Raw genomic sequence first — 10663 nt, forward strand, 5'->3', positions numbered from 1 at the left:
GCCGCAGGTGGGCGGGGCGTGCGGAGCAGGTAACGATCGGGCTGGCGGGCGCCCGGGCAGGCGCAGCAGGCGCGTGCGAGCCGACCGGCGGGGGGGCGGTCGGGCTGGCGGGTGCCCGAGTAAGCGCAGCAGACGCGGGCGGGCGAGTGGGTAGGGGTTCATGGGCGGGCGGACGGTTCCCGGAGCATGAGGTGGTCGAGGCGGCTGAGCAGGTCGTTCTGTTCCCGGGCGAGCCGTTCGACGCGACGGCGCAGCCAGGCGATCTCCTCACGCAGCAGCCGTACGTCGCTGTCGGGGCCGGGGGCGGCGCCTGGGCCGGGGCAACGGGCGGGACCGGGGCCAGTGGCGGGGTAAAGGCCGGGGTTAGTGCGGGGGTAAGGGCCGGGGGTGGGGTCGTGGGGGTGGACGATGGCCTGCATCCGGGCGCGCAGCGCGGGTCCGGGTTCGATGCCCAGGTCGTCGACGAGTGTGCGGCGGGCCCGTTCGTAGACCAGGAGGGCCTCCGCCTGCCGGCCGCAGCGTTCGAGGGCGTTCATCAGCAGGTCGTAGAAGCGTTCCCGCAGCGGGTGGGCGACCGTCAGTTCCTCGAGCTCGCCGGTGATCTCGTGTCCGTGGCCGGCGCGCAGGCACGCGTCGTAGAGGGCTTCCAGGGCGAGGAGTCGGCCTTCTTCCAGCAGGGCGGCCTCCGCCGAGCAGATGGCGCCGCGGCCGCTGCCCTCCAGGGCCGCGCCCCGCCACAGGGCGAGGGCCTCGCGCAGGAGTCCGGCCGCGCGCACGGGATCGGCGCCGAGCAGGGCCCGGCCCTCGGCGGCCAGGCGGGTGAAGCGGCGTGCGTCGGTGTCGGCGCCGCCCAGGCGCAGGACGTATCCGGTGGGGCGGGTCGCCAGTGCGTCATGGCGGGTGCCCGGGCCGGGAGCGGGGGCGGGCAGCAGCCGGCGCAGCCGGGCGATGTGGGCCTGAAGGGCGTTGGCCGCGTTCGACGGCGGGTGTTCGCCCCACAGTTCGTCGACGAGGCGGTCGCTGGGCACGACCTGGCCGGCCCTGACCACCAGGGCGCCGAGCAGGGCGCGCTGTTTGGCGCCCACGGGCACGATCCGCAGACCGGTGCGCGGGTCGCGGATCTGCACCGACCCCAGAATCCCAAACTCCATGCCGTCCTCGCACCGGGATGTCCAACGGGTTCCGGGCACCGTAGTCGGCGCGCCGGTCACTACGCAGGGCCGGCCGGCGTCCTGCGGGCCCAAGTGGACTGTTTCTCCAGGGGGGTTCAAGTCCGTGCGGCGCAGGGGCGGGCCCGTGCGCCGCGGCTTCGCGGGCGCGGTGCGCCGGCATCGGCCCGGTTCCGTTTCCCGGCCCGTTCCGGACGAGCACTGGAGAACGACTCGACTGCGCCTCGCGCACCTCTGCACAAAACCTTCAGACCCCCTCGCGGCCACGGCCCGAAAACCCCGCGACAACCCCCACCGAAGACACTATCGAAAGCCACACCACCCCCTCGAACCGACCGTCACGCCCCACGCAAACGGTACGGAGGAACAATGGACATAAAAGTTCTGGGCGCACTCACCGCGGAAATCAACGGAAAGAACATCGTCCCCACCGCAGGCAAACCCCGCCAGATCCTCGCCCTCCTCGCCCTGCGCCCCGGCCAGGTCGTCCCCGTCCCCACCCTCATGGAAGAAATCTGGGACACCGACCTCCCCCACAGCTCCCTGACCACCCTCCAGACCTACATCCTCCAACTACGCCGCATGCTCACCCACGCCCTCCCCACCACCCACCGCCCCACCGGACACAGCCGCGGCGACAGCGACGCCGGTGACGACGGCAGCGGCGGCGCGCGCACCGCCAAGGACATCCTCGCCACCCGCTACGGCGGCTACCTCCTCCAGATCCCCCCTGACACCGTCGACGCCCACCGCTACGAACAACTCGCCGCCCAGGGCCACAAAGCCTTCGACCACGGCCACGACGCCGACGCCGCCCGCCTCCTCGACCAGGCCCTCAGCCTCTGGAACGAACAAGCACTCGTCGACGTCCCCCACGGCCCCGTCCTGCACATCGAGACCATGCGCCTGCACCAGAGCCGCCTCGTCACCCAGGAACGCCGCATCGACGCCGAACTACGCCTGGGACACCACAGCGAACTCACCGCCGAACTCACCCACCTCACCGCCCGCCACCCCCAGCACGAAGGCCTCCACTCCCAGGCCATGCTCGCCCTCTACCGCTCCGGCAGACAGGCCGCCGCCCTCGACACCTACCGCCGCCTGCGCCAACGCCTCATCGACGAACTCGGCGTCGAACCCTCACCCCAACTCCAGCGCATGCACCAGGCCATCCTCACCGTCGACCCCCGACTCGACATCATCGCCGACCCCCACCACACCCCCACCTACGACCTCTACACCACCTGACACCGGACCCGACCGTCACCCGCGAAACGGGCAACGGGCACGCTGCGCGCGGCGGGGGCACGCAGACAGCCCACCCGGCACGGGATACGCCCGTCCCGGCCCGGGCGGGTGACAGGGCCCGGGTGGGTGAGAGGGCGCGGGGTGGGTGGTGCGGCCGGTCCGGCCCCGGGCCGGGGCGGGCATGCCGGGGGCGGGGGGTGCGGGTCAGGGGCGGGCGACCAGCCGGCGTTCGGCGGTGTCGGTGCCCGTGCCGGTGCCCGGGGTCTCGGCGCGGGCCATGAGGATCGAGCGCTGGAGGCGGCTGAGCGCCGCGGAGGGTTCCAGGCCCAGTTCCGACACCAGGGTGGCGCGCAGCCGCTGGTAGACGTCGAGTGCCTCGCTGCGCCGTCCGGAGCGGTGCAGTGCCAGCATGAACTGGCCGTGCACGCTCTCGTGCATGCGGTACTGGTTGACCATCACCGTCAGTTCGGGCAGCAGTTCGCGGTGGCGTCCCAGCCTCAGGTCGGCCTCGATGCGCTGGTCCAGGGCGCACAGCCGGGCCTCTTCCAGGCGGCGTCCTTCCATCTCGATGCGGGCGCCGGCCTGGACGTCGGCCAGGGCGGGTCCGCGCCACAGCGACAGGGCGTCGGCCAGCAGCCGGGCGCCGCCCGCGTAGTCCTCGGCGTCCATCGCCCGGTAGCCGGCGCCGGCGCGCCGTTCGAACTCGCGGAAGTCCACGCTCCCCGAGCGCACCACCAGCCGGTATCCGCCGGGGACGGTGGCCAGGACGTCCTTGGCCGTGCACCGTTCGTCACCGCCGCGCGCCAGCGCGGCGCCTATCAGCTCGCGCAGCTGGAGCACGTACGTCTGGAGGGTCGTGCGGGCGCTGCGCGGCGGCACCACCCCCCACAGTTCCTCCACCAGCGCCGACACCGGGACGACCTGTCCGGCGTTCAGCGCCAGCAGGGCAAGGACCTGACGGGGTTTGGGGGCCGTCGGTACGACCGACACCCCGTTCTCCCGGACCGACAACGCACCCAGCACTTCGATGTCCACAAACTCCCCCATGAGTCCAGGCCACAGACCGCAACTCCCGGGCGGCACAACTACCGCCGCCGAGGGGCCCGGTGCTCTGCTTGTCAATCGAACACCCCCGATAAAAAAACAGCACAGTCGGTTTGTCAATACAGGACGTCCATCACCTGGCCCCGGCGGCGGGAATCGGCCAGCCGCTTATCAAACGGGCGTTCACCCCTCCCCTGCCCGGCCAGGAGAAACCGCAGGGTGAGGCTGAAGTTCCGTTTGCGTGGCGCACAGAGCAGCGAAAACAAGGAGCCACCGGAAGTCCGGATCGGTGCGGCCGGAAATATGCGCCCCGCCGCACGCAAGGCCCGCGCCGGGCGGAAACGGTGCCCCGTGCCCCGGCCTTGGGGCCCGGCCGCCGCCTGTCCCCTCGTCCCGGCGAAATATACCTATCGGTCTGCTTGACGCGCAGACGGCACGGCCGGGGGCGTGGCGGGGAGAGCGCCGGAGGTGCGGGCCCGGGGGCGGCGGGGGCGCGGCCCGAGTGCGGCGGGGTGCGGCGGGGTTGGGGCCCGGGGGCGGCGGGGGCGCGGCCCGAGTGCGGTGAGGTGCGGCGGGGTTGGGGCCCGGGGGCGTCGAGGGCGCGGCCCAACTGCGGCAGGGGGCCGCAGGGTTGGAGGCCGGGTGCGGCGCGGGCGCGGCCCGGGGCGACGGGGGTTCGGCGGCCAGGGCAGCGGGAGTGTGCGCGCCGAGTGCGGTGAGGTGCGGCGGGGTTGGGGCCCGGAGGCGGCGGGATGCGGCGGGCGTGCGGCCCGGGGGCGGCGGGGGGCCGGGGTGTGGCGGGAGTGTGCGGGCCGGGGCGGCGAGGTTGGCGGGCCCGGGGGCTGCCGGTTGGTCCGGGGGCCCGGGTGTGGCGGTGCCCGGGGGCCGGGGGCCGGGGGCCGGGGGCCGGGGGCCGGGTCTCCAGGGGGACCTGAGTCCGTGTCGAGGGCCGGGGCGGATCATGAGGCAGGGTGCGGCGGGAGTGCAGAGGGCGCGGACGGCGCGGACGGCGCCGGCGCATCTTCTCTCCCGCCCCGTTCCGGCCCCCGCCGGCGGCAGGGGCCGGGCGCCCGTGTCTGCCGCCCCCGGGACGGCCCGCGGTCCGTGCGCACGGTGCGCGGCCCCCGGCCCCATGGCGACCCCTGAGGACGACACCCGAGCGATGCGAACGTGACAACGCCGTGCCGACACGCACGAGGAGAGGACTCACATGGACAGCAAGCTTGATGCGGACGTCATCGTCGTCGGGGGCGGTCCCACCGGTCTGATGCTGGCCGGGGAACTGCGCCTGGGCGGGGCGAGCGTGATCGTCGCCGAGGCCCTGGAGCAGCCGACCGGGCAGTCGCGTGCCCTCGGCTTCACCACCCGCGCCCTGGAGACGTTCGACCAGCGCGGTCTCGTGCCGCGTTTCGGCGCGCTGGAGACCAGCGCGATGGGCCACTTCGGCGGGGTCCCCTTCGACTACACCGTCCTTGAGGACGCCAACTTCGGCGCGCGCGGCATCCCGCAGTCCCAGACCGAGGCGGTGCTGGAGCGGTGGGCGGGCGAACTGGGCGCCGACATCCGCCGCGGCCACACCTTCCAAGCCCTGGAGCAGGACGAGGACGGCGTCACCGTCACCGTGTCCCTGCCCGACGGCGCCCGGCGCCGGCTGCGCGCCCCGTACGTGGTGGGCGCCGACGGCGCCCGCAGCCCGGTGCGCAAGGCCGCGGGGATCGGCTTCCCCGGCACCGCGGGCACCCAGCTGATGTACCTGGCCGACGTGAGCGGCTCCGGGGTGCGCCTGCGCCCGCTCGGCGAGCGGCTGCCGCTGGGCCTGGTGCAGGTCTTCCCCATGCCCGACGGGGTGGCCCGCATCATCTTGTCCGCCTACGACACCACGCTCGCCGACCACAGCGAGACGCCCGGCTTCGACGAGGTCGCCGCGATCTGGCAGCGGGTCACCGGCGAGGACATCTCCGGCGGCCGGGCCCTGTGGGTGAGCTCCTTCACCGACGCCACCCGCCAGGCCGACCGCTACCGGCAGGGCCGGGTGCTGCTCGCCGGGGACGCCGCGCACATCCATCTCCCGGCGGGCGGCCAGGGCATGAGCACCGGCGTGCAGGACGCGGCCAACCTGGGCTGGAAACTCGCCGCCACCGTCCGCGGCACCGCGCCCGAGGGCCTGCTGGACACCTACCACGACGAACGCCACCCGGTGGGCGCCCGGCTGCTGTCGAACACCCGCGCCCAGGGAATGGCCCTGTTCGGCGGCGACGAGTCGCAGGCACTGCGCGACCTGTACGCCGAGCTGATCGCCCTCGAGGAGGTCCGCCGGCACCTGGCGGGCGCGGTCAGCCACCTCGACATCCGCTACGACATGGGCGCCGGCGCCCACCCGCTCGCCGGCCGCCGGCTGCCGCCGCGCCCGCTGAGCACCGGCGGCGGCCCGGTACGCACCCCCGACCTGCTGCACCCGGCACTGGGCGTCCTGCTCGACCTGGCCGACGCACCCGCCCTGCGGTCGGCCGCGGCCGGCTGGAAGGACCGCGTCACCACCGTCACCGCCGCCCCGGACTCCCCCGACGACTTCGGCGGCGCCACCGCCCTGCTGGTACGCCCCGACGGCTACATCGCCTGGGCCGGCGACGACCCCGACACCCTCACCACAGCCCTGCACCACTGGTTCGGCACCCCCGACCCCGCCTGACCCCCCAGGAGACCCCGCCACCCCCCGCACACACGGCCCGCCCGGCCCGCACGGCCCGCACAGCCCGCCGCCCGCCGCCCGGCACCCGGCACCCGGCACCCGGCACCCGGCACCCGGCACCACCGTCCCGGCCGCTGCCGGGCCCGGCGGCGGCCTCCGGCAGGCGTCACCGCCGGCGCCGGATTCTGCACGGCGGCGCCATGCCTTTCCCGGCGTCGGCCGGTTCTTCCCGGCCGGCGCCGGGTTCTTCCCTGGTGAGCGGCCGGTTCTTTCCTGGCCGACGCCAGGTCCGCCCGGCGGGCGGCCCGTTCCCTCTCAGCCGACGCCAAGTCCTCGCGGCGGGCGGCCCGTTCCTCCTAGCCGACGCCAAGCCTTACGCCAGGGGACTCGTTCTCTCCGACCGACGCCACGTCCGCCTGGCGGGGCGCCCGTTCTCGCCAGGCCGACGTCACGTCCGTTCGGCGGGCGGCCGGGCAGAGCGCTCCGCCGCCGGCAAGGCCGGTCGCTGGCCCTGGACGCGCCGTTCACGCGCCGGTCCCCCGCAGAGCCTGGAGCGCCGCGGGCGCCGGGGCGCGCCGCGACGGCGGGGCGCGATGCGACCCGGGCCCGGAGAAGGAGGCCCGGCCCGGAGAAGGAGGCCCTCGGCCCGGCCGACTCGGCAGGTACCCCACCGGACGGCTCCTTCCGCAGGCGCTCCTGTTCGCCGTCCCGGCCGCATGCCGGTGAGCCCGGCGGCGGTGGAGGCGACGTTCACGTCCCTGATGATCAGCCCTTTCGCGTCCGCCCCGGTCTGCGGCTGGATCAGGATCCTCACCCCACGTCCCGTCCCGCTGCCGGCGCCGGAACAGGTTGCAGCCCCGGTCCCACGACCCATGGCCCATGGCCCATGGCCGATACAGGTCGGGCACGTCTGGCCAGGGGGCGCCGGTCCGGGTCAGCCCCGGTACGCCGTCCATCAGCTGCCGCCGCGTCCGTACCGGCGGACGACCGCCCGGCTCGATGCCCCGCGGCAGCAACGGTTACAGCCGGACCCCCTGGCTGGCCGTCAGATCACCAGGCCCCGGAGCGTGATCAGCCAAAACCAAGGTCCCCTTTCGGGGCAGGCCCGGGAACTCCCGCCCGGGCGCGGCGCACCGGCGGCCGGAGCTCTCACTCGCGGGCACCCGGACGCGGCGGGGGCGACGGGCCGCGGGCGGAAGGCGGGCACGGGGTGGAAGACGGACGGGCTGTCTGAAGGCGGACGCCTGGACGCCGGACGTCCCTGCGTCACCGGGGGCCGGGAACGCGCCGTGCCGCTCCCCGCACCCCGGCCCTCGCGTGGGTGCGGGCGCTGTCACCCCCGCACCCCGGGCCGGGGCGGGCCGGGGGCGCGGCCGGCCGGCGGACGGGCGGAGGGGCGGGCGGGGCTTCAGGCCCACTGCTCGGCCGGGCCCACTCCGGGGACCGGTTTGCCGATGAGGGCGAACGCCCCCCAGAATCCGGCCTGTCCGATGACCAGGGCCAGCGTGGCGATCGCCTTGTCGTCGTAGTGCCGGGCGACTTCCGTGTACAGCTCGTCGGAGACGCGCTCGCCCCAGGTGCTCGGCTGGAGCACGGCCTCCGCCAGTTCCAGCGCGGCCCGTTCGGCGTCGGTGAAGTAGGGGGCGTCCCACCAGGTGGCCACGGCCGCGATCCGCTCGGGTGACTCCCCCGCCTCGCGCAGGGCGGCCGCGTTGCGCAGAGCCGCGTAGGTGTTGCCGATGAGCTGGCCGGTACGCAGGTGGATCAGGCCGATCGTGGTCTGCGGCAGCGCGCCGTTCGCGCCGGCCTTGCGCAGCGCGCCTGCCACCTCTGCCAGTTCGGGGACGAGGGTGACGGGGTTGGGTATGCGTGATCCCACGGTTTCCTCCTCGGGGCGGAGCGTGATCCGCTCATCGGTTGTGTTCTCGAGCTGTCCTCACCTCCCTGACGGATCACGGCCCGCGTTGTGACGGCCCGGGGCGAAATGCCTCACCCCCGGACGGCGGAAGGCTGAACTCCGCCCCCGGGATGAACAGTTGGCGTCCGGCCGGTGTCCGAAGGATCTTCCCCGTTTTTCTTTCCGTCCGGGCGCTGCGCGGGCGGGCCGCTCAAGAACGGCTTTGGAACCGCTCGAGTTGCCGCGCACAGGGCCCGCGCGCACGGCGGGCGGCGGCGTGCGGGTAGCGGGGGCGGATGGAACGCGGGCCGCAAGAACCGCAGTTGACGGACCCTCGCGACCGGGCAGATGATCACTTGAAAATCCGGGAATACATCACTCCATTTATCGTGGGAGCGGAGCTGTGCCTTCCCGGTGGAAAGTAAACCGGCTGGTATGTATCTTCGTTTTTCCGAGGGGGGCATCCCCCCTCGGAATTCAAGGCCGAGGCGGCTCAGGGGGAGCTATGTCTGCGAGCGCGTTCCGCATACACCGCGCGATATCCGGCGCAGCACACGAACAGGCGGGCGCAGACAGACCCGCGGGGGCCGGTGACGCCCTCCCGCCGTCCCTGACCACCACCGTGCCCAAGGAGTTCGTCCACCGCGCCAGCGTCGCCGAGGTCCTGCTCACCGACTGGGCGCGGGTGGACGACCTGCGTTTCACCGTCGCCGCCCAGTGGCCCCGCGGGCACAGCTTCTTCGCCGCCGTGGACGGCTGCCACGACCCGCTGATCGCCGCCGAGACGATCCGCCAGACCGGGATCCTGCTGGCCCACGCCGAGTTCGGTGTGCCGCTGGGCCATCACCTCCTGGTGGAGGACCTGCACGTGCAGGTGCGCCCCCGCCACGTGCGGGTCGGCCTGGCCCCGGCGTCGCTGGACGTCGACGTGAGCTGCTCGCAGGTCAGGCGGCGCCGCGGCGGCGCCCTGACCGGCTGCCGCATCACGGTGGAGATCTACCGCGAGGGCCACCTCGCCGCGACCGGCGGCGGCTCGTTCACCTGTGTCGCGCCGGCCGTCTACCGGCGGCTGCGCGCCGGCCGCCTCAGCGCGGGCGCCGGAGCCCGGGTGCTGGCCCTGACCGCTCCCGAGCCCCCGCAGAGCGTGGGACGGATGTCACCGGTGGACGTGGTGCTCTCCCCCGCCGGCCGGGCAGGCCGCTGGCAGCTGCGGGTCGACACCCGCCACCCCGTGCTCTTCGACCACCCCGTCGACCACGTCCCCGGCATGGTGCTCCTCGAAGCCGCCCGCCAGGCCACCGCCGCGACCCTGGGCCGCGCCTGCCTGCCGCTCGACATCACCAGCGAGTTCCTGCGCTACACCGAACTCGACACCCCCACCATGATCGAGGCCCGCCGCACCGCACCGCCGCGCCCCGGTCACCCGGAAAGCGTCCAGGTCACCGCCGAACAGGACGGCCACCCCGTGTTCCGCTCCACCATCACCATGGCAGCCCCCACCGAATAGACCCGCCACCCGCCACCCCGCCCCGCCAGCCCCGCCGGACACCGGCCACGCAGCCCCGCCGGACACCAGCCCGCAACCCACACCCGGGCGTTACACCCCGGGACACCCACCCCACGACACACACCCCGGGCAGTACGCCCCGGGACACCCTCCCAGGGACACAGAACCAGCAGCACACGCCCCGGGACACAGGCCCCGGGGCACAGACCCTGGGGGCCACACGCCCAGGCGGCCGGCCCCCGGCAGCCGGCCCCCGGCAGGCCGGCACCCCGGCGGGCGCTGCTTGCGGGTACCGGCCTGCGGGACGGGAAGGGCCTGCGGCGGGGCGCCGCGCGGGACGGTGCCCCCGGCGGGCAGCGTCCCGGCGAGGCGGGGGAGGGCAGCCGTGCCGGCCGAGCCGGGTCAGCCGCGGCGGGAGGCGGGGGCGATGACCCGCGAACGGCGGGGCGGTACTCCGCGAGACAGCGGGGACGGCGAGAAGGGCCCGCGTCGGGCCGCCTGCGGAGGCCAGCAGAACGGGCTTGCCTGCGACGAAGAGCTTCTTCGTGAGCCCGGCTGGTGACACCGGGACGAGGATGGCGCAGGGTTTAGGGGCCCCCTCGGGCGACTTGATCGGGCAGGGGACGGTCATCCCCGGCACTGGGGCCGCGTTGGTGCCTTTTCCGGTGGGGCGCTGCGTGCCCGGTGCAAGCTCGGTGGGCAGGCAGAGCCACCAGAAGTCCCGAATGTAATGAGGCTGCCTGTTGAACTGCTTCGGGTTCCGCGCAAACGCCCCGGATGCGGCGATGCTTCATCAGGCTGCGTCCCCGGGTGGACTCCCGCATCACTGCGGGCAGGCAGCACCCCGCGAGAGCCGGGGCGGCCAGAAGAATCTCAATGACCGTGTCAAGCCGTCTGCGTGACTGGTGGGGCGGAGGTGAAGAGCCTCTTGTCACGCAGCATCGCCCAGAGCACGTTCACCCGGCGTCGGGCGAGCGCGAGAAGCGCCTGCGTGTGGATCAAGCCCTCGGCCCGCTTCTTGAGGTAGTAGTCCCGGGAGGGGCCCGTCCGCATCATCGACGACTGCGCGGACATGTAGAACAACCAGCGCAGGCGCCGGTTGTAACGTT

At 74.3% G+C, this 10663-nt stretch carries 6 protein-coding genes and 1 pseudogene; 3 read left to right on the forward strand and 4 right to left on the reverse strand.

Translation table 11 applies throughout. From position 1 onward, the window contains the following. Positions 1-158: 158 nt before the first annotated feature. Entirely contained in the window at positions 159-1151 is a 993-nt protein-coding gene (locus AOQ37_RS35530; RefSeq protein ID WP_062650840.1) for a BTAD domain-containing putative transcriptional regulator, read from the reverse strand. Positions 1152-1538: 387 nt separating this feature from the next. Here AOQ37_RS35530 and AOQ37_RS35535 point away from each other — a divergent pair, with 387 nt between their 5' ends. Continuing rightward, positions 1539-2417, forward strand: coding sequence for an AfsR/SARP family transcriptional regulator (locus AOQ37_RS35535; RefSeq protein ID WP_062650841.1), 879 nt, complete (start codon positions 1539-1541; stop codon positions 2415-2417). 204 nt (positions 2418-2621) lie between these two features. Here the strand turns inward: AOQ37_RS35535 and AOQ37_RS35540 are convergent, their stop codons facing one another. Further along, positions 2622-3452, reverse strand: a complete 831-nt coding sequence (locus AOQ37_RS35540; RefSeq protein WP_062650842.1) for an AfsR/SARP family transcriptional regulator — start codon at positions 3450-3452, stop codon at positions 2622-2624. A 1219-nt stretch (positions 3453-4671) separates the two neighbouring features. Between AOQ37_RS35540 and AOQ37_RS35545 the strand changes: the two genes are divergently transcribed. Continuing rightward, on the forward strand, positions 4672-6150 hold the full coding sequence (locus tag AOQ37_RS35545) for an FAD-dependent monooxygenase (protein WP_062650843.1): 1479 nt from the start codon (positions 4672-4674) through the stop codon (positions 6148-6150). Between the two features lie 1408 nt (positions 6151-7558). Here the strand turns inward: AOQ37_RS35545 and AOQ37_RS35550 are convergent. Then, complete coding sequence (locus AOQ37_RS35550) at positions 7559-8029, reverse strand: carboxymuconolactone decarboxylase family protein (RefSeq protein ID WP_234437124.1); 471 nt, start codon at positions 8027-8029, stop codon at positions 7559-7561. A 523-nt stretch (positions 8030-8552) separates the two neighbouring features. Between AOQ37_RS35550 and AOQ37_RS35555 the strand changes: the two genes are divergently transcribed. Then, complete coding sequence (locus AOQ37_RS35555) at positions 8553-9554, forward strand: ScbA/BarX family gamma-butyrolactone biosynthesis protein (RefSeq protein WP_062650849.1); 1002 nt, start codon at positions 8553-8555, stop codon at positions 9552-9554. Positions 9555-10439: 885 nt separating this feature from the next. On the opposite strand, the pseudogene AOQ37_RS35565 reads toward AOQ37_RS35555, so the two are convergent. After that, positions 10440-10663 (reverse strand): annotated as a pseudogene (locus AOQ37_RS35565) (IS110 family transposase); the annotation flags it as partial.

This window comes from Streptomyces maremycinicus, from assembly GCF_001184025.1.
In the GTDB taxonomy this organism is placed as follows: Bacteria; Actinomycetota; Actinomycetes; order Streptomycetales; family Streptomycetaceae; genus Streptomyces; species Streptomyces maremycinicus.

Bases quoted from the DNA above. Each gene is read 5' to 3' on its own strand.
- AOQ37_RS35530 (WP_062650840.1), bottom strand. From the start codon at position 1,151: ATGGAGTTTGGGATTCTGGGGTCGGTGCAGATCCGCGACCCGCGCACC.
- AOQ37_RS35535 (WP_062650841.1), top strand. From the start codon at position 1,539: ATGGACATAAAAGTTCTGGGCGCACTCACCGCGGAAATCAACGGAAAG.
- AOQ37_RS35545 (WP_062650843.1), top strand. From the start codon at position 4,672: ATGGACAGCAAGCTTGATGCGGACGTCATCGTCGTCGGGGGCGGTCCC.
- AOQ37_RS35555 (WP_062650849.1), top strand. From the start codon at position 8,553: ATGTCTGCGAGCGCGTTCCGCATACACCGCGCGATATCCGGCGCAGCA.